19 protein-coding genes are annotated in these 20,139 nt (G+C 49.6%); 3 read left to right on the top strand and 16 right to left on the bottom strand.

The features are described from left to right. Positions 1-144: 144 nt before the first annotated feature. The gene (rfaH, locus tag CBE72_RS03210; protein WP_100142289.1) at positions 145-642 is read right to left on the bottom strand and encodes a transcription/translation regulatory transformer protein RfaH; all 498 of its coding nucleotides are present in this window, start codon (positions 640-642) and stop codon (positions 145-147) included. Positions 643-1,076: 434 nt separating this feature from the next. Here rfaH and CBE72_RS03205 point away from each other — a divergent pair, with 434 nt between their 5' ends. After that, complete coding sequence (locus CBE72_RS03205) at positions 1,077-2,585, top strand: peptide MFS transporter (protein ID WP_100142288.1); 1,509 nt, start codon at positions 1,077-1,079, stop codon at positions 2,583-2,585. Between the two features lie 139 nt (positions 2,586-2,724). On the opposite strand, the gene CBE72_RS03200 is transcribed toward CBE72_RS03205, so the two are convergent. Both CBE72_RS03200 and CBE72_RS03195 read right to left on the bottom strand, forming a co-directional pair. Continuing rightward, entirely contained in the window at positions 2,725-3,831 is a 1,107-nt protein-coding gene (locus tag CBE72_RS03200) for a response regulator (RefSeq protein WP_100142287.1), read from the bottom strand. Positions 3,832-3,908: 77 nt separating this feature from the next. Continuing rightward, complete coding sequence (locus tag CBE72_RS03195; protein ID WP_100142286.1) at positions 3,909-4,679, bottom strand: MlaA family lipoprotein; 771 nt, start codon at positions 4,677-4,679, stop codon at positions 3,909-3,911. Between the two features lie 304 nt (positions 4,680-4,983). Here CBE72_RS03195 and CBE72_RS03190 point away from each other — a divergent pair, with 304 nt between their 5' ends. Continuing rightward, on the top strand, positions 4,984-6,654 hold the full coding sequence (locus CBE72_RS03190; RefSeq protein WP_100142285.1) for a hypothetical protein: 1,671 nt from the start codon (positions 4,984-4,986) through the stop codon (positions 6,652-6,654). Positions 6,655-6,663: 9 nt separating this feature from the next. Continuing rightward, positions 6,664-6,987 (top strand): EscU/YscU/HrcU family type III secretion system export apparatus switch protein, encoded by a 324-nt coding sequence (locus tag CBE72_RS03185; RefSeq protein ID WP_229671814.1) that lies wholly within the window; start codon positions 6,664-6,666, stop codon positions 6,985-6,987. A gap of 120 nt (positions 6,988-7,107) precedes the next feature. Here CBE72_RS03185 and CBE72_RS03180 read toward each other — a convergent pair whose 3' ends face one another. The 13 genes from CBE72_RS03180 to flhA all read right to left on the bottom strand — a co-directional run bounded on the left by CBE72_RS03180 (position 7,108) and on the right by flhA (position 20,097). Then, a complete protein-coding gene (locus tag CBE72_RS03180) occupies positions 7,108-7,518 on the bottom strand; it encodes a DUF2802 domain-containing protein (protein ID WP_100142624.1) in 411 nt (136 codons plus the stop codon). Between the two features lie 35 nt (positions 7,519-7,553). Then, positions 7,554-8,048, bottom strand: a complete 495-nt coding sequence (locus CBE72_RS03175; protein WP_100142284.1) for a chemotaxis protein CheW — start codon at positions 8,046-8,048, stop codon at positions 7,554-7,556. A gap of 7 nt (positions 8,049-8,055) precedes the next feature. Next, positions 8,056-9,027, bottom strand: a complete 972-nt coding sequence (locus tag CBE72_RS03170; protein WP_100142283.1) for a chemotaxis protein CheW — start codon at positions 9,025-9,027, stop codon at positions 8,056-8,058. Continuing rightward, complete coding sequence (locus CBE72_RS03165) at positions 9,011-9,802, bottom strand: ParA family protein (protein ID WP_100142282.1); 792 nt, start codon at positions 9,800-9,802, stop codon at positions 9,011-9,013. Before CBE72_RS03165 ends, CBE72_RS03170 begins: the two co-directional genes overlap by 17 nt. A 77-nt stretch (positions 9,803-9,879) precedes the next feature. Next, complete coding sequence (locus CBE72_RS03160; protein ID WP_100142281.1) at positions 9,880-10,344, bottom strand: membrane anchored protein in chemotaxis locus; 465 nt, start codon at positions 10,342-10,344, stop codon at positions 9,880-9,882. After that, a complete protein-coding gene (locus CBE72_RS03155; RefSeq protein ID WP_100142280.1) occupies positions 10,337-11,485 on the bottom strand; it encodes a protein-glutamate methylesterase/protein-glutamine glutaminase in 1,149 nt (382 codons plus the stop codon). The genes CBE72_RS03160 and CBE72_RS03155 overlap by 8 nt, the downstream gene beginning before the upstream one ends. Positions 11,486-11,505: 20 nt before the next feature. Next, positions 11,506-13,821 (bottom strand): chemotaxis protein CheA, encoded by a 2,316-nt coding sequence (locus CBE72_RS03150; protein WP_100142279.1) that lies wholly within the window; start codon positions 13,819-13,821, stop codon positions 11,506-11,508. Positions 13,822-13,835: 14 nt separating this feature from the next. Further along, entirely contained in the window at positions 13,836-14,573 is a 738-nt protein-coding gene (locus CBE72_RS03145) for a protein phosphatase CheZ (RefSeq protein WP_100142278.1), read from the bottom strand. A 13-nt stretch (positions 14,574-14,586) separates the two neighbouring features. Next, positions 14,587-14,970 (bottom strand): chemotaxis response regulator CheY, encoded by a 384-nt coding sequence (cheY, locus tag CBE72_RS03140; RefSeq protein ID WP_025011074.1) that lies wholly within the window; start codon positions 14,968-14,970, stop codon positions 14,587-14,589. 46 nt (positions 14,971-15,016) lie between these two features. Continuing rightward, entirely contained in the window at positions 15,017-15,736 is a 720-nt protein-coding gene (locus CBE72_RS03135; protein ID WP_100142277.1) for an RNA polymerase sigma factor FliA, read from the bottom strand. Beyond that, positions 15,729-16,610 (bottom strand): MinD/ParA family protein, encoded by an 882-nt coding sequence (locus CBE72_RS03130; RefSeq protein ID WP_100142623.1) that lies wholly within the window; start codon positions 16,608-16,610, stop codon positions 15,729-15,731. The genes CBE72_RS03135 and CBE72_RS03130 overlap by 8 nt, the downstream gene beginning before the upstream one ends. A 4-nt stretch (positions 16,611-16,614) precedes the next feature. After that, positions 16,615-17,985, bottom strand: coding sequence for a flagellar biosynthesis GTPase FlhF (flhF, locus tag CBE72_RS03125; RefSeq protein WP_100142276.1), 1,371 nt, complete (start codon positions 17,983-17,985; stop codon positions 16,615-16,617). Positions 17,986-17,991: 6 nt separating this feature from the next. Further along, the gene (flhA, locus tag CBE72_RS03120) at positions 17,992-20,097 is read right to left on the bottom strand and encodes a flagellar biosynthesis protein FlhA (protein WP_100142275.1); all 2,106 of its coding nucleotides are present in this window, start codon (positions 20,095-20,097) and stop codon (positions 17,992-17,994) included. Between the last annotated feature and the right edge of the window lie 42 nt (positions 20,098-20,139).

Raw genomic sequence — 20,139 nt, 5'->3', positions numbered from 1 at the left:
CAGCCAGATGATGAAAATCACCGCTCAACAGGTAAGGATTCTTTCTAAACAATTGATATTTAAGAATAGATAATTGCAGCAGATAACTGAATAAATCCTGAATTATTACCATAATGGCAAATATCTTACACATGCCATGGGCTTTTACGCACATACTGCCCTGATGGCGCTTTGCTCAACGGTAATGCACTTATGTTGCCCTAGAAAAGTGAATAATACCTTGCAGCGAGTATCACCACACGTCTCTGCGAAAATTCCGTCAAAATCAGCAAAAGGTCCTTCGGTGAACTGTATTTTATCACCAGCTTGCAGGGGCTTTTCTGTAATCAAAGGCGTTGCTAACTCACGTTGTTTGAGCTGAATGATCAGGCGTTCATCTATCGGTAGCAGCTTTTCTCGGCAGTTAACCAAATCAGCCACGCCTCGAGTTGACTTCAGTTGCCGCACACTCGTCTGCTCAGGGTCAAACTTGATGAATAAATAATTGGGGAACAAAGGTTGCTTACGGACGACAGTCTTGTTTTTCTCTTTCTTTTCGCTTCGCACCATAGGCAAATAGGTCTCCAATTGTTGGAGGGTCAAGTTCTGTTGTGCCCTCACTTCATTGCGAGGTTTACAGTATAAAAGGTACCAGGCCTTCATGGTGTTCTCACTACTTGGTTTCTGTCGGGTGACTTCCTATCACGGTCGGCAATCATATCAGACATAAGTTTACGATTAAAAGCGAATTTCAGAGTCCGCCCTCCCCCCCACCAAAGTCTAATTGATATTGATAATCACCCCCAATAAAACCTTGTTACGCCATTGCCTCAAGTAGCTCACAAAGCCCCCACAATTTGGCATGCAAATTGACTTTAGTAATGGATCAAGGGTATATAAGGTGGGCTTTGTTGATTTTGATAAGCAGATTACAGAACACAAAACCAAAGCCTCAGTCACAGCACATTAAAAAATATGCCATAGCACTTTACCAATTGTGTGATGTTAACGGCAAAACAGCTGGGATAAAAAAACAGTCACTTTCCGTGTTGACCCTTGTCACACGACCAACTAACAAATTTAAGGTGGAAGATTTCATGAGCTTAGCAAAACCCAAAGGGACAGTGCTCGGGCACCCCAAGGGATTGTTCCTGCTGTTTACAACAGAGCTTTGGGAACGATTCAGTTACTACGCGATGCGAGCCATTCTGGTACTGTATCTTGTTGATCAGGTTAACTCTCAAGGCGGAGGCCTGGGCTGGACTCAGGCAGATGCCCTTTCTCTTTACGGTACCTTCACTGCTTTAGTTTACCTCACCCCCCTCATTGGTGGCTGGCTTGCGGATAACTACCTTGGCCAACGGAAAGCAATTTACATTGGCGGTGCGCTGATGGCGATAGGTCAGTTTACCTTGGCCACGCCCCACAGCATGACTCCAGGTCTTGAAACCATGGTGTTTTATATAGGCCTGGGAACCCTTATCATAGGTAACGGTCTGTTTAAGCCCAACATATCAACCATGGTGGGTGATCTGTACGAAGAAGGCGATCATCGCCGCGATGGCGCCTTCACCATTTTCTACATGGGGATCAACTTGGGCGCAGCCCTCTCCGGTTTTGTAGTAGCTTGGGCCTATACCAGCTTTGGTCATACTGAAGTAATAGATGGTATGGAGGTTACCATCAATAACTGGCAAGCAGGTTTTATGTGTGCCGGTATCGGTATGGTATTGTCACTGATCATCCAATTCCTCTTCGCCCAAAAGTTGTTGGGCGACATAGGTACTGTGCCTTCAGCCAAACTTGAACGCGAAAAAGATTTGGCCCGCGGACAAGTGCGAAAAGAACCACTGACCAAAGTGGAACGCGATCGCATTAAGGTGATCATGGTAATGGGTCTATTTACCATTATCTTCTGGGCAGGGTTTGAGCAGGCCGGCGGTCTGATGAACCTGTTTACCAATGAGTTCACTGACCGTTTTATCGGCACTTGGGAAGTACCCACCACCTATTTCCAGTCACTTAATGCCATCTTCATCGTTGTCTTTGCTCCGGTTGTGGCATCTATCTGGATCCGCTTAGGGGATAAAGAACCCAACTCACCGGTAAAATTTGCACTTGGCCTGTTTCTGCTGGCAATCGGCTTCCTGTTTATGATTGGCGCCGTAATGGAAATGGGTGGCGATGCCTCTGCCAAATCCAGCATGTGGTGGTTGGTGGGAGCCTACTTCTTCCACACCATGGGTGAGCTTTGTTTATCACCTATTGGTCTGTCTATGGTTACCAAATTAGCCCCCCTGCGTATCGTTTCATTGATGATGGGCGCCTGGTTCCTGTTTATCGCTATGGCCAACAAAATTGCCGGTATTGTCGGCTCCTTTATCGGTCACGGCGGCGAGAAAGAAGAACAATTGGCCAATGCCATGTCCATCTTCTCTGGCATTGCTATTACAGCAGCTATTTCCGGTGTCATTCTTTACTTTATGGCCGATAAACTGGTCGACTGGATGCACGGTGCAGAGAATAAAATACACGATCACTCCGAAGAAGAAGCGTTGGAGCAAGAAATCGCGGTAACTGGCGATCATGAAGCCATTAAGCGCTAATGACTATTCCGTTGTTTAACAGAAAGGCTGCATTATGCAGCCTTTCTTGTCAGCGTGTTCGAGTGTGCTTGCCGACTCTATTTCATTGAGTTTTTCTACACTACAACATACTGCCGATATCCTCGCCCCAAACAAATGCTTACAGTGACAATTGAACAAAGCCACCTTGAGGAACCCGAGGATTAAAGGTCAGCCCCAAAAACCTGTCTTGTTGCAATAATTGCCTATGTTCCGGCTCATTGGTAATGATACAAAGACTCTCACCGGGCAATATACTACGGAAATGAGTTGCCGGGCGCCCCCACTCCAACAATCCCAATTGCAATGAGTCAGCCAACGCCAGCGGTGTGATGCCATCCAGGTTACGTATATAGCACCTCAATCCTCTACCCGCCTGAGCGATAGCCGCCCGGTAACTATCGAGCTCAATCGCGATATAGATCATGTCGCAATATAGGTCCAGCCCAGACTTGACCAAACGGTCATTCAAGTAACTGAGCATATTGAAAGGTTCCAACACTACGGAACTGATGCCGTTACGATTCAATTTCAGCTTCTGATTGACGAAACTGCGCATCAACACACTGGCAAAGGCGGCTCTATTGTCCTCTGGATGGAAATGTGCCATGTACATAATGAGATGATTAGTCCCTACCATGGCCGAATCGATAAAGTAAGGACTTACTTGCTCATGTTTAAACAGGCTGTAATCCAATCTAGCCTTAGGGTATTCAATGCGGCTTGCTGGGAATAACTGTTGTTGCACACATTTGGCCGCTTCCGCATTTTGCTCCAATAAGGCCAAATTTTCATTGAGCTCCATAAAAGAAAGCTCTTCCAAATCTTTATTGAGAGAGCACTGCTCATGTTCAGGAGTCAGCAAGCACTGATTAATGGCATGCTCGATACTGTAGAGATCCGATACGGGCTTAACCAAATAATCGCAAGCTCCAATTCTCAGAGCTTCAACGACATCGGCCATGACCTGGTTTCCAGAAATTACAATGGAGGGAATAGCTGGATTAATGCGCGACATGGCCTTGAGCATCTCTAACCCCCCCATTCTGGGCATTGAGAGATCAGCTACCACCACATCATATTTATGATTTTTAAAACTTTGTAGTCCTTGCTCGCCATCCTCGGCTTCAACAACATTGGCGCCACGCCCACTGAGAAAGGCGGCGACAATATTGCGAAAGACGGGGTCATCCTCAACCAGCAGTACATTGAGACTGTTTAGCGCCATGGTAATTCCCCGCAGGTATCAATCGCCGGTAACGAGTGACCTTATCAACCACCTGCGATAAGCAAACAGATGGCGGGTTACTCCAGTTCCTGCATATATTCATCAAGCAACTCGTCTTCGTCCTCATTCGAAGGCACATTGCCATCGTACACTTTATAATCCATGTGCTGTATGTAAGCATCTTTGACGAAAGTGTATGGATCGAGCGCGTTGTCTACTAATCTTTCTTGATCTATGGCAACAGAACGGGCATGAAGATTCTTAAGGCCCCACTTGATCACCGACTGCCACATAGTGAGCTCTGATAACGGAAAGTATAGACCATCCACCCAATCTGAAGCGAGTTCACGGGTAACATAAGGGCCAAAGAATGGCGCCATAAAATAGGGACCATTCGGCACGCCATAGTAACCCAGCACTTCGTTAAAATCGTCCTGTTTTCGAGGCATTCCCATCATGTCTGCCACATCAATCAAACCAAGCAGACCAACGGTTGAGTTGACAGTAAAGCGGCCTCCGGCATTCAACGCCCAGCCCCACTTGCCCTGTAAGCTGTTGTTGACCAAACTTTGAGGTTCTTCGAGGTTAAGCACAAAGTTGTTGAGACCTGACTTGACCGGCATGGGTACATAGTCATTGTAACCATGAGCGACGGGGCGATAGAGAAATCTATCCAGATACAAATAGTTGAAGTCCCACATGACACGGTTGAACCCTTCGATCGGATCCCTTGGGTCATTGTAACTGATGCGCACATCCTGTGTTTTGTTGCTTGCGCTACTCCCTGCAGCCACTGCCGAATGTGCACTCAGCGCAGCTGCAACCATCAGAATCCATTTAAACTTCATATTACTCTCTTTGTATAAGAACCGCGGTAATCCAACCGAAAAACTGTTAAAGCTTTGATTACCATGGGCCGATAACCAATTATACCTACAGCAACAGTCAACTTTCTGCCAATGTCGATTTGGACGGATAAGGATACTTCGCTGTAGAAATAGATCAAATTTAAATTTACGATTGCTTACTGATAAAACAACTCGAGGAGCGGGGTTTGCAACAATGGATCCAGTGAACGGTACAATTCCCTCTTCAAGGCCGGGTCCTTCGCCTCAAACAAACACATCTATCCCGCTGTTACCGGTAACCACTATGGAGGTTAGCAGCGAGATCAGGTTGCAAATTCAAAATGCACAATATCAACTGCAGTTTGTTGAGCAAGAAAGCACCGCTCAAGCCAAGGCCCTTCTTTATCAAGCCAATACTACCCTACTGGAGCTGACTCGCCCCTTACCGGAAATCATCCAAGGTAAAAACACTCAACTGCTTTTGTTGGCAAACGAAGTACAGATAAAACTGCCGGACGCTTTGATGCAGTTAGCGGCAAAGAATGGCATCAGTCAAACAACATTGCAGCAATTGGCAACCAGACCGCAAGGCTACCCTTTGCCCATGGTGACCGTCTCGCAAGGCGAAATGCGCTTTGCCAATGGTACCAGCATCGCCTTCCCACCACAGTTACAACTCCCCGCCGGAGAATACGTAGCCAAGGTTGTCGGCAACAATCAGGAACTGCTGCTGCAATTAACGCCCATCAATGCCAGGCTGGAGGTAAGGCTGACCCCCTTATCAAACCCGCCAACAATTGACTCAGGTAAAACAAATGAGCAGTTGATAACCAAACCAGAAGTTGCCCAAACCTACGCCAGGTTAATCAAGTTGCTGGAGCAGCAACCTCAATCCCAGGTGCAACAACTCCAGAATAAAGGGGAGCAAGCATCACTGAAAGAGTCTACCTTAGCCGCCAAATCTGGTTTGCCTCAGGCCACTGACAGTAAAGTGGCCGCGTCTGTATTACCGCAGTCAAAAAATACTCTTATGCCGGGAACAGATAAAGCCAGTGTTCCCCCGCCCCAATCCGTCTCTCCCCCCCTTACTGGTAAACCAACTGACGTAAGCACAGCTAATAAAGTTGCCGGCGAAACCAGCAAAATACCAGAGCTGAACTTCCTTCAGCGTGCCTTTAATAAGGCCGGCGCGATGCCAAGAGCCGAGGCCATGGCCCTTGAAGTCAAACACAACCTGGCCACTGAACTGCTCAAGCAATTGCCCTCGTTATCCCCGGTGCCTCTGAGTGAATTGACAGAGCCATCACAGCTTAGAGGTGAACTGCTAGGACTCTCTGGGCTACAGCTGACCAGTCAACAAACACAGTCACAGGCCCCAACTCAAGCAAGTGCGATTACTACTTTATTTCAGTTGCTACTTGGTGTCAGGGCGAGCAACCAGAACCTCAGCGTCCCTCAGCGTTTGAGGCAATACCTGGAGGGGCTGCAAAACCAGTCAGGCCTGCAAAATCACCAGTTAGCTTCACTGGAAAAAAACGGCACTTTAGACGCACTGCAACAGATGTCCCAGGCAGTCGCGCTTTATCAACAAGCCAATATTGATAATAACGGCCAATGCTGGTACTTCATGTTGCCTTACTATCTCAACCAGAGAAACGAGCAATTGGAGGGCAAATTTGAGCACAATGACCAGGATAAGGACGCTGACAAAGACAGAGCCTGGCAACTGCAACTCAAATTTAATCTGGGGATGGGGTCTTTGCTGATCAAGGCGAAGGTTAAAGATGATAAGGTCGATCTGCAATTTATTGGTAGCACCCAGGCGTTGATAAGCCGGGTCAGTAATTTCTTACCCCCCCTGTCGCAAAAACTGCTTCAGTTAGGACTCACTCCCAACGAACTGAAGGCACACGTTGCCCCTGTGCCTGCGACCCTATTGCCCGGCGATCACTATCTGGTGCAACTGAAAGCCTGAGGAAAAACTATGTCCATGGATTCAAACGACAAGCAAGCCAAACCTCGTCAGGCCGTGGCCCTGAGTTATGATGGCAAAACGGCGCCCAAGATAACAGCCAAGGGCCAAGATCTGTTGGCGGAAGAGATCATTGCGTTAGCGCAAGAGGCCGGGATCCATATTCATCAAGACCCTTACCTGAGTGACTTTCTGCAAATGTTGGAACTGGGAGAAGAGATCCCCAAGGAACTCTACCAGCTGATCGCCGAACTGATCGCCTTTGTCTATATGTTGGATGGCAAATTCCCAGAGCAATGGAATAACCTACATCAAAGGATTGTCGATAAGGCTTAATCCAAAAGCGGATAATGTTGGCAAACGGCTAAGCTAGACGCCAAAAACGCTTTCAGACTGATTACATGGCAGAAATAGAAAGAGCGCATCTTAGCGCTCTTTAGGAACTACGGCAAAAGTTCAGGCTCTGGCTGTCTTGCCGTGTAAACGGATAAGGAGTTCAGCTTCGGCCTTGGGCAATTCACACTCGCGAATAAGTTCTTCAACCCCTGCTCCCAGTTGTACCATTTTCATGGCCCGACTATAGAGCTTGGCTTGCGGATCCTGCTGCATCGACTCATCCAAGCGGGCATTTTGCTCAACCAGGAGTTTCTCCAGCTCCAACACCCGACGCCCGACCCCTATGGTTCCACTGCGGAGCTCCTGCAGTTCCCGCTTTAACGCTTCCCTTTGCTTGTCGCTTTCCTTGACCAAAACGGTTAAGGCTTCAACCTTGCTTCTGAGCTTATTGTTTTGTTTTTGCAGGTACAGTACCAGCCCAAGACAGGCAACAACGTATACCAGCGCAGCGATCAAAAAGCCATCGCCCATCATGGGTTAAAACTCCTTTTCCCTGCAAACTTCAATCAGATTTGCGCCAACTCGGCCCATTCATCATCAGAAAGCAACTTATCCAAATCCACCAGGATCAACAGCTCGTCTCCACGGTTGCTGACACCCTGAATAAACTTGGCGCTTTCTTCGGTACCTACATTAGGCGCATTATCGATTTCAGAGCGACGCAGATAGACCACCTCTGCCACGCTATCGACCAAGATGCCTATTACCTGCTTTTCTGCTTCAATAATCACGATTCGGGTAGAATCGTCCACTTCAGCCGAAGGTAAACCAAATCGTGAACGGGTGTCGATCACTGTCACCACATTGCCGCGCAAGTTTATAATCCCCAGCACGTAGTGAGGGGCTCCGGGTACAGGGGCAATCTCGGTATAACGCAATACTTCCTGAACCTGCATCACATTGATGCCATAGGTTTCGTTATCCAGTCTGAAGGTCACCCATTGGAGAACGGCATCGTCCTTTCCCGCAGATACCGCTGCTACATTTCTTGAATCTGTCATATTTACCTCAGTCTATCGGATCCTGACAACCTAACCCGGCATTGAGCATTTCGATCAATGCCTGTACATGCAAAATGCCACACATTTGTTCTTTCACTACTCCAGCCAACCAGGGACGCTTGCCTTCGCTGCCTCGCCAGTTGACCTGCGACTTGTCAATCTTGACCGCATTGACCAAAGACTCACAAGCCAAACCCCAATTACTGTTCTCTAATACTACAAGATATTGATAATTTACGGATTGCGCCAGTTTATCGTCATATTTTTCCGGCATAACCCAGGCGCAGGTATCAACAATATTCAGTTGCGACTCTCGATACCCCTGCACCCCCATAAACCATCCCGGACGCCCAAATATATGATTGATACGTTCAATTCTGACTATACCGCCCAAGCTGATCAGAGGCACGGCCAGCGTCAGCCCTGCCACCTTAAAGAACAGCACCTGAAACTCATCTTCCAGTTGTTCTTTAAGTGGTTCTATCGGCGAAACCGGCGCGCCGACTTGCGTTTCGAGTTGAACCGTCTCCTGCAATTCTGGTTCGCTCTTTGCGACACCTGTCTCAATCTCAGCCTGCTCTACAACTGCCTCGCTGGATAACTCAAGCTTTGCGGCAGTGGCCAAGACGGTCTCGGTCTGAGTTCCGCTGGTCGGGGTTTCGGTTAGCGGCTCTCTAAACACAGGAGCCAGTAACTGCTCCAGTGCACTACGATCGAGCCTCGGCTTCTCGGGTTCAACCTGATAGCGTTTAGCTGTACTCTGCGGCTGAAAAAGAGGCGCTACCTTAGGTTCAGTATCAAGTACATTATCGACTGGCGCGGCAATGTTATTCTCCAGTAGCGGCTCAGCCTTTTGAACCGGCTCAATACTCACCACCACTTTCGCTTCCGGCTTCAGCCCAGGTTTAGCCTTGGGAGCTGGCTCGGTCAGCAGCAAACTGAAATAATCAAAAACAGTCTCATCAACCGATTTTGACATGGTCAAACTCCCCGGCCAGCAAATAATCGAGCAAACGCTCATAAGCCTTCACCCCCCGAGAATTAGGGGCGTAATGGGATGCCGGCAGATGGGCTAAACTGGCATCGCGAAACTTGGTGTCCACAGGGATAACATCCGGCCATAAGGTATCGCCATATACTTCGCCAAGATGTTGCAAGGCTGCCGGAGAAGCCTTGGTACGCCTATCGTACATTGTAGGCACTATGGAGTAACTGTAACGGGTCTTTTTCGAGCGACCCATTAGCTCCATAGTCTTGATCATTCTATCCAAACCTTTGATCGCCAGAAATTCAGTTTGAACCGGGATCACTATGTGTTGACTGGCAGCCAAGGCGTTGACCATCAACACTCCCAATACAGGGGGACAATCAACCAAGGCGACATCATAGTCCTCCTCGACTGACTTAAGAATATTCCGCAAAACCAAGCCCATTCCCTCTTGGTGACCCAAGGCTCGGTCCAGTGTGGCTAAAGCCATTGTTGCCGCAATAAGATCAACACCTTCTACCGATGTTGGAACAGCATGCTGTTTAACCAAAGTGGGTTCAATGTTGTTGTGAGCCAGGAAAAGATCATACAAGGACCCGGGAACTTCTTCCGAATCGATCCCCAGATAATACCCCAGTGAAGCATGGGGGTCTGTGTCTATCATCAAAACCCGTTGACCGCGTTTGGCCAAAGCGCCCGCCAAACTGGCTACTGTCGTGGTTTTGCCCACCCCGCCTTTTTGGTTTGCAATGGTCCAGACTTTCACTTTCCGCCCCTTATTTTTGCCATATCGGCCAAGCTTATCTAATGAACCACTATTATTATCTTTCTTATGCTGAACGGCTACTCAGAACCCTCTTCTCGAGTCGTGACGCGGATCCCACCGTGAGGTAAACGTATCACTTTGACGCCATTTTCCAGCTCAGTTTCCGGCACCTGCTGTGGTATCTCTGTATCCGCAACATCGCCAGGCTTGATGACCTCACCTGACACCAAAGTCTGGGATGTTTGCGTATGAGGCGAAACCGCTGTCGTCACATCGATACCGGAGGCGACCTTAGGTTTTATCACGTCCAGTAAGGATGCCGTCTGTTGAGGATGACGACTCATCCAATCGGCAATAATCGCCGCTTGTTCATCCGGCACCATTAACAGAACCTGAGACGACTCGAGCTGGGTCACTTGCTCACTCAGCTGGCGGTTCTTCTGCCGTAAGTCCCAGTACAGCGCCGTCACTAGGATCAGAAGAATGAAAAACAAAAACAGCGCCAGCCGGTATCCCAGCAGACGCGTTTCTTTGTCAACCACGAGCAGATTCTCTCAGTATCGCCTCGGCCATATTATCCAATGAGATAGATTGGCTGGAGATACCTGCCGCCGTAACAGCCTGTGGCATACCATAGACCACGCAGGAGGCTTCATCCTGAGCCCAGATGGTGGCACCAACGCCTTTGAGCATACGAGCCCCTTCTCTGCCATCGGCTCCCATTCCCGTCAGGATAACCGCCAACACATCACCACCGAAAGCCTTGGAAGCCGAAGCAAAAGTGATATCGACGCAGGGCTTGTAGTTCATGTCTTCATTGCCGGCGAGGACTTTAATTCGGCCTGTGGCGCCCGAACGCTCGAGCATCATCTGCATGCCACCTGGCGCCAAATAGGCACAACCGGGCCGGAGCATATCACCGTTGGCCGCCTCTTTAACCTCAATCTTACACAAGCCATTAAGCCTACTGGCAAAGGCCGGGGTAAAAGCTGCCGGCATATGTTGTACCAGCAGGATAGGATGCGGATAGTCGGCCGGGAACTGGGTCAAAATCCGTTGCAATGCCACGGGACCACCTGTGGATGTACCTATCAGTAACAACTTGTACTGCTTACCACTGGCTCTGGCTGGCACCGCACCGCTGGCGCGCCTCACCGGCTGGCGATTGGTTGCTGCGCTGTCAGCAGTAACAGTTTGCCGCGGCGAACTGCTTGGCGCAACAGGTCGACTGGGAGCACTTGCCTGAGGTTGCGGCGTACTCGGACGAACTATAGGACGGAATAAACGCCTGCGCCCCAAAGCCTTAACTCTTTGTTGCAGCAGACGAATAGCCTCATCCTTGTTGGTAGCTATATCCTCAAAACGCTTAGGCAGAAAATCCAGAGCCCCGGCATCCAAGGCATCCAAGGTTGCTCTCGCACCATCATGGGTCAAAGAGGAAAACATCAGGATAGGTGTCGGATGAGTGGCCATGATCTGCCGCACAGCCGTTATGCCATCCATGACCGGCATCTCGATATCCATGGTGATAACCTGAGGCTTGAGTTCGGCGGCTAATTTAACGGCTTCGGCACCGTTATTGGCCATCCCTATAACTTCAAGCTCAGGATCCTGATTGACTATCTCGCTGACACGTCGTCGAAAAAAGCTAGAGTCATCGACAACCAAAACTTTAATGGTCATTTAAATCCTTATACGGCACTTCAACGCTTGGACTTGGCGTAGTGCTTCAGCAATCCTGGTACATCGAGGATCAGCGCTATACCGCCGTCTGATGTAATAGTCGCCCCGGCCATTCCCGGAGTACCATGTAACATAGAGCCCAGTGGTTTAATCACCACCTCTTCCTGGCCTATCAGAGCATCCACCACAAAACCTATTTGCATGGTACCAAGCTGGACTATGACAACATGCCCCAGTTTTTTATCCCCATGCTGGAAGCTCATGGCTTTACGGCTGAGCCAACGCTCGAGATAGAATAGCGGTACGGCCTTATCGCGAACGATCACTGTCAATTGTCCATCGACGATATTGGTCTTGGTCAAATCCAGATGGAAAATCTCATTCACGCTGGAGAGCGGTAGTGCAAACACCTGTTTAGCCACTTCCACCATAAGGGTCGGCATAATCGCCAAGGTTAAAGGTACTTTGATCTCCAGGCGGGTGCCTTTACCCTTGACCGAGTCGATATGCACTGAGCCGTTGAGCTGAGTAATACGGGTCTTGACCACATCCATCCCAACACCTCGGCCGGAAATATCGGAAATTTCCACCTTGGTTGAGAACCCTGGGGCAAAGATCAGGTTATAGGCCTCCTGATCGGACATTCGCGCAGCGCTGTCTTCATCCAACACTCCGCGATTGATGGCAATCTCTTTGAGTTTGGCAGCATCCATACCGGCGCCATCATCCTCAATTTTAAGCAGAATATGGTCCCCTTCCTGACTGGCTGCCAAGGTAATCACCCCGGTTCTTGGCTTGCCATTAGCCTCACGCACATCCGGCATTTCAATACCGTGATCCACTGAGTTACGCACCAAGTGCACCAGGGGATCGGCAAGGGCTTCGACCAGGTTCTTATCCAGATCTGTGTCTTCACCTATCATCCGCAGATCTATCTCTTTATTGAGACTGCGGGCCAAGTCGCGAACCACCCGAGGGAAACGACCGAATACTTTCTTAATCGGCTGCATTCGGGTCTTCATCACGGCGCCCTGCAGATCGGAAGTCACCAGATCCAGGTTGGCCAGCGCCTTGGACATCTCTTCATCTTCGCGGGAGATACCGAGGCTGACCAAACGGTTACGCACCAATACCAACTCACCAACCATATTCATGATCTCATCCAGGCGAGCCGTATCTACCCGAACCGTGGTTTCCCCTTGCGGTACACTGGTCGCAGCCTTGGCCGGAGCCGAGTCTTTGGCAACAGCCGGAGCCTTGGCCTGAGGTTTGGCAGTCGCTTTAGGTGCCTCAACTTTGGCCACTGAGGGAGCCGTCTTTGCTGCAGGCGCTTTAGGTGCGGCTACTTGAGATGCAGAGGGTTGAGATACAGCAGGCGCTTTGGCACTGGCGTTACTCGCTGCAGGCTCTGAACCACTGGTGTTAGCACCTGGACCGGCACCTTTGCCATGCAATTCATCGAGCAGCTTTTCAAACTCATCATCGGAAATTTCATCGGCATCGACGCTGGCTGATGGAGCTTGCTCAACCACCGCAGAGTTTTCCGCAGGTGCAGCAGCAAATTGCCCCTTGCCGTGTAACTCATCGAGTAGCTTTTCAAATTCATCATCAGTGATATCGTCCGAAGCAGAACTTGCAGATACACTGTCGCTGGTTGAAGGCGCACCAACATTGGCCGCCGAAGAATGACTCGCAGAAGGCCCCTTGCCTGAACCATGTAGCGCATCCAACAAGGCTTCAAACTCAGCCTCATCAATGTCATCTATACTGCCTTCAGTACCTTGGACCAATGCTTTGGACTCATCCTCGGAGATTGTTTCATTTGGCGCGTCAAACAACTCCACCCCGGCACTGTCCAACATACCATCGAACAGTTCATCAACGTTTTCATCGTTGGTTTCATCAACCGCGGGAGTTTCTTCCTGAGCCAGCTCAGACGGCAGAGGCGCCCCAGAGCTAAGCAATTTCAGTTTTTCCAACAACAGTTCATCTGCCGGTTCTTGCTCCTGACCGGACTGAGTTTGGCCGAACATAGTATTTATGCTGTCAAGCGCCTGCAAAATGATGTCCATCAATTCGGAGCTGACACTACGCTTGCCGGTACGCAACAAGTCAAAGGTGTTTTCTGCTTCGTGGCATACATCCACCATGGGAGCCAAGCCCAGGAATCCTGCACCACCCTTGACCGTGTGAAATCCCCTGAAGATGGCGTTGAGCAAATCAGTGTCTTCCGGATTATTCTCCAACGACACCAACTGCTCCTGCAACAGCTCTAGGATCTCGCCTGCTTCAATCAAAAAATCCTGGAGTATCTCTTCATCAACATCAAAGGCCATTAAATTGACTCCTATTAGAAACCCAGACTAGAAAGCAGATCATCTACTTCATCCTGACCGTTCACCACATCTTCGCGTTGCTCGGCGTTCAGTATGGGCCCTTCAGCCTCGATGCTTTTCTCATCAGCGCCGCTCATCTCATCTAGAGGTTGCTCACCAAACACAGTCAGCATAGAGACCAAACTGTTCTCAACTTCCCTTACCAGTTCAATGACCCGACGTATCATCTGTCCGGTCAAATCCTGAAAATCCTGAGCCATCAGTATTTGATTCAGCAAATCACGTAGTCGACAGGCATCGGCTTCACTCTGCTGCATAAAATGTTGTACATCATGACAAAGGCTCTTAAATTCATGCAATGCTAAGTCGCGACGCATCAATTTGTCCCAGGCAGGCTTAACATTTTGCAGATTGGTGCTTAGAGCATCAGACAACGGCAAACACTCTTCCACCGCATCCATGGTCTTGTTAGCAGCTTGCTCAGTCATATCTATGACATAGGTAAGACGTTCTTTGGCATCGGGTATTTCAGTATTGGCTAGCTCGACCAAACGACTGTCGACTTGGAAATCGACCAGTGCGTTATGTAACTGGCGAGTCAACTTACCAACTTCTTCAAACAGTTCCCGTTGCAGGGGGGCTGCCAGCTCCCTCAGCATATCATCAGCTTTATCTTGTTCGCCCTGTGTAAGCAAGTTCACTAACTGCTGAGCTTGCTCAAGCGTAATCAGCCCGGATGTTTCTGCTTTCATCGCATCACCCCGCTCAACCGAGCCGTTCGAAAATCTTATCCAACTTCTCTTTCAGCGTTGCGGCTGTAAAAGGTTTAACGACATAACCGTTCACACCAGCCTGGGCGGCTGCGATAATCTGCTCGCGTTTAGCCTCAGCAGTTACCATCAATACAGGGATATGCTTGAGGTGCTCATCGGCACGTATCGCCTTGAGCAGATCGATCCCTTGCATTCCCGGCATGTTCCAGTCGGTTACAACGAAATCAAAGTCGCCCTTTTGCAGCATAGGCAGGGCTGTTGAACCATCATCTGCTTCCTGGGTGTTGTTAAACCCCAAGTCTCGCAACAAGTTCTTAATGATCCGTCTCATCGTTGAAAAGTCATCAACGATGAGAATCTTCATATTCTTGTCCAAGGTTTCCTCCGGTGAGCTGACATACTTAAAATTGCTCAGTCATTAATTACGCTTGTGTCCAATGCTTGAGTTTGGCTTTTAGCCTCAGCATAGCCTGACTGTGGATCTGGCTTACCCGAGACTCACTTACCTCAAGAATGGCACCAATCTCTTTTAAATTCAGTGCTTCATCATAATATAGCGACAAAACCAAGGCGTCGCGCTCAGGCAAGCGCTTAATCGCATCGGTCAAAGCTGATTGGAACTGACTTTGGGCCAACTCTTCAAAAGAGTCATCCGCCGGCATATCTTCCGACATCAACACATCCGGCGCAACGCCAAGGTCTTCTATACCTATGATTTTGCCTGTAGAAACATCATTGAGAATATGATGATATTCATCTAGTGACATCTCAAGCCGCTCGGCGATTTCGGTATCGCGGGCATCCCGCCCCAGCTCTTGTTCAAGTTCATCCATCACCTGCGCCACACGCCGATTGTTACGATGAACAGAACGTGGCACCCAATCGCCGCGGCGTATTTCATCTATCATGGCACCGCGGATGCGGATCCCGGCAAAGGTTTCAAACTTAGCACCTTTGCTGCCATCGAATTTGGATGAGGCTTCCAGTAAGCCCATCATGCCGGCCTGCAGCAGATCATCGAGTTGAACCGATGCAGGCAGCCGCGCGAGCAGATGATGGGCGATGCGTTTTACCAGCGGTGCATAATGCTCAACGATCTTTGTCTTATCGTTTAGACCTGTGTATGCAGCCGCTTTATTCACTCGCGCTTTCCTCCTGATATTCCGTTCTCTGTACCAAGCGCTCAACAAAGAACTCGAGATGACCGCCCGGTTGTTGAGGAATTGGCCAACTCATAATCTTATTAGCCAGTCCATGATAGGCAATACTGGCCGGTGACTTGGGATAGGCTTCCACTATCAATTTCTGTTTCCGTACCGACTTGCGTAAGTTCTCATCGAACGGAATAGTTGCCACAAGTTCCAGTGCTACATCCAGAAATCTGTCAGTTACTTTACTGAGCTTAGCAAATAACTCCATACCTTCCCGCAAACTACGTACCATATTTGCGACAATTTTGAAGCGGAACACACCATGCTCGCGGCTGAGTATCTTAATCAGCGCATAAGCGTCGGTAATTGAGGTAGGTTCATCACAGACAACCACGAGAACATCCTGTGATGCACGAGAGAAGCTCAGCACCATATCCGAAATCCCGGCGGCCGTATCCACCACCAAGATATCGAACTGAGTTTTCATCTCACTGAAAGCGCGAATAAGTCCAGCATGCTGGGCTGCGGTCAGCTCAACCATGGCTTGAGTACCAGAGGTGGCGGGAATAATGCCAATTCCTTTCGGGCCACGAACGATAATATCATCAAGCTCCGATTCACCAGAAAGTACGTGAGATAGATTGCGTTCTGCACGCAATCCTAACATCACATCCACGTTGGCTAACCCAAGGTCAGCATCCAACACCAGGACGCGTTTGCCTTTTTCCGCCAAAGCGACCGCAGTATTGATGGAGACACTGGTTTTACCCACCCCACCCTTGCCTCCGGTCACGGCAATTACTTTTACTTTTTCGTTATTTGGTTGATTCATCATTCGTAAACCGCTCGCTTGGTCCCGGGTCATAGCTTTACTCAAATGCATAGGTCATCTCTTCCGACCTGGCTTTATTAAAATCGTTTGTTTCTGTTTTGTTTAAAATGGCCAAAGCCTGCTTGGCCAAGGTCAAGGTATCTGCAACCTGCATATCCTCAGGAACCCTTTGACCGTCAGTAATATAACTTAATGATAATCCACTTTGGATCAACACGCTCAGCGCTGCCCCTAAAGAGACAGATTCGTCAAGTTTAGTTAAAACCGCTCCAGAAAGGTCAATTCGCTGGAAATGACTTACCGCCTCTTCAAGCACCCGGCGTTGGCCGGTCGCCGAGAGCACTAGATAGCTACGAATAGGCAAACGAGTATTGGCGGCAAGATTATCCAGCTGTTGGTACAGGCGCATGTCTCTCTGCCCCATACCTGCGGTATCGATTAAAACCAGTTTCCGGTTGCGGAATTGATACAGTATCTGCTCCAATTCATTGAGATCTTGAGCTTGCTTTACCGGGCATCCCATTATTTTGCCATAAGTTGCCAGTTGCTCAAAGGCTCCGATGCGATAATGGTCCATAGTGATCAACAATACCGAGTCTGAACCGTGGTGAGCGATAAAACGGGCTGCAAGTTTAGCCAATGTGGTGGTTTTGCCTACACCGGTAGGACCAACCAGAGCCACTATGCCGCCCTGACGCATTAAATCATCACCTTGGTTGTCCAACAGGTTTGCCAGACTTTGTGGCAAAGCTCGGCCCAACTCCGCGGGTTGGTAATGTTGGCTAAGTGATGCCAATCTCGCCGCAACGGCAGGCGAAAACTCAGCTTCCAGCAGCTTACGCTCCAGCATGGCACCAACAGGATCGGTACGGCTGCGCTGATCCGACATCAGACTGGACAACTGATGAGTCAACAACCCCCGAAGAGATGCCAGCTCTTCGCGCATGGCCTCCATCTCTTGCTGTTGTTTGGCGCTGTTGCCTTTGTTCGCCCGCTCGGGCGTTTTTTCTCGCAGTTGAGGTGCGGGTTTATGTTCTTCGGCAAGCCCCTTTGCCCAAGCAGGCATATCCAGTTCTTTGGCGCTATGCTGCTGCCCCAGTTGTTCATTCAATCGGCTCTGTTGCCTTTCAAGCAAGGCTTGTAACGAGTCGGCCACAGGCTCTGGATTGGGTTTACTGTTACTACGCACATGACCACTGCCGAGAGAAACCTTATCCTCACCTAACTCCATAAACGGAGAAGCCGGTGCGACAACGGGTTTGGGATCATCGTAATCAACGGCCGCCACTATCTCTATGCCGCCGGTAACCTTCTTGTTGGACATGATCACGGCATCTGCACCCAGGGTTTCTTTCACCTGAGCCAAAGCTGTGCGCATATCTTTGGCAAAAAAACGTTTAATCTTCACTTTAGGTTACCCCTGTTGGCCTACGGCTGACACTATACGTATCTGCTTCTCGTCCGGTACCTCCTGATAAGAGATCACCCGCAGATTAGGAATAGTGTGCTTAACAAAACGTGACAGTGTAGAACGCAGCATACCGGATGTCAGCAATATTGCGGGCTGACCGACCATTTCTTGCTTCTGGGCCGCACCGGCCAGTGACTGTTGCATACGTTCCGCCAATCCCGGCTCAATATTGGGTCCCTCACCACCTGTCGCTTGCATAGACTGATGCAACATCTGTTCCAACTCTGGCGCCAAAGTAATGACGGGAATTTCCGGCTCAGGTCCAGCGATCTCTTGCACTATCATGCGCTTGAGGGCAATACGCACCGCGGCAGTCAACACCTCGGTATCATTACTCTTTGGCCCATACTCCAGCAACGTCTGGACTATGGTGCGCAGATCCCGAATCGATACCCCTTCATTGAGTAGGTTCTGCATCACCTTGACCACATTACCCAAGGTCATCACATCGGGAATAAAGCCATCCACCAACTTGGGTGAATGCTTGGCCAACATATCCAGCAGCTGTTGCACCTCTTCATAGCCCAGCAGTTTGGAGGCGTTGTTGGTCAGAAGTTGGCTCAGATGAGTAGCCACAACAGTGGCGGCATCGACAACCGTATACCCCAGCGTCTGGGCGTGTTCTCTGAGCTCTGGTGCAATCCACACCGCATCCAGACCAAAGGCCGGATCTTTGGTTTCGATACCATCCAACTTACCGAACACTTGCCCTGGGTTGATCGCCAGTTCGCAATCATGGCGCACTTCGGCTTCACCACTTGCCACCCCCATCAAGGAGATACGATAGGCATTGGGAGAAAGGTCAAGGTTATCGCGGATATGCACCGCTGGCACCAGGAAACCCAGCTCCTGAGACAGCTTCTTACGCACCCCTTTGATGCGTCCAAGAAGCTCACCGCCCTGACCTTTATCCACCAAAGGAATAAGGCGATAGCCCACTTCCAAGCCGATGGTGTCCACGTGACGAACATCATCCCAACTGAGTTCTTTGGGCTCATTGATACTCTTCTCGGTAGGTCCTTTCTTGGCGAGCTCCAGCGCTTGCTGTTTGTTCTTTTCGTTTCGTTTGTAGATAAAGAAGGCGCCCACAGCAGTCAGCAAGGCGAACGTCAAAAACGCCAGATGTGGCATGCCTGGTACTATACCCATCACAAAGAGTACCGCAGAGGCAATCATCAAGGATTTAGGATTGTCGAACATCTGCTGCACGACTTGTTGTCCCATATCGCCGGATTCATTCTGCCGGGTCACCATCAATGCAGCAGCGATGGACAACAATAGTCCAGGGATCTGCGCCACCAAACCGTCACCTATGGTCAGCAGGGTATAGATCTCTACCGCTTGGGAAAAACTCAACCCGTGCTGGACTATCCCTATGATGAAACCACCGAGAATATTGATCACCAGGATCAAAATACCGGCAATCGCGTCCCCTTTCACAAATTTGGAGGCACCGTCCATAGAGCCGTAGAAGTCGGCCTCGCGAGTAACCTCTTCGCGACGAACCCTGGCCTGCTCCTGATTGAGGATCCCGGCGTTGAGGTCAGCATCAATCGCCATCTGTTTACCCGGCATGGCATCCAAGGTAAAGCGAGCACTGACTTCAGAGATACGCCCGGCACCCTTGGTAACCACGGCGAAGTTGATGATAATCAGAATGAGGAACACCACCAGACCCACGGCATAGTTACCGCCGATCACCACAGAGCCGAAGGCCTCAATCACTTTACCGGCGGCATCACCGCCGTTGTGACCTTCTAACAAAACGACCCGAGTCGAGGCAACGTTAAGCGCCAGTCTAAGCAGGGTGGCAACCAGCAACACTGTTGGGAAAGCAGCAAAATCCAGTGGTCTTTTGGTGTAAACGGCCACCAGTAGCACCACCAACGCCAGGGCAATATTAAAAGAAAACAGGATATCCAACAGAAAGGCCGGCATAGGCAACACTATCATGGCCAGCGTTGCCAGCACCAAAAGCGGCGTACCCACGCCCTTGAAGTTTGCCGGTTTTACTTGCCTCAGTTGCCCGAGCGTTGCTTTAACATCCATTCACTATTAGCCTGAAGTTTGACACTTTGCTCTGATTAAGCA

It is taken from the genome of Shewanella carassii, from assembly GCF_002777975.1.
Lineage (GTDB): Bacteria > Pseudomonadota > Gammaproteobacteria > Enterobacterales > Shewanellaceae > Shewanella > Shewanella carassii.
Note: the sequence above shows the minus strand (reverse complement) of the source record. Positions and strands in the feature narration are given on the sequence as shown.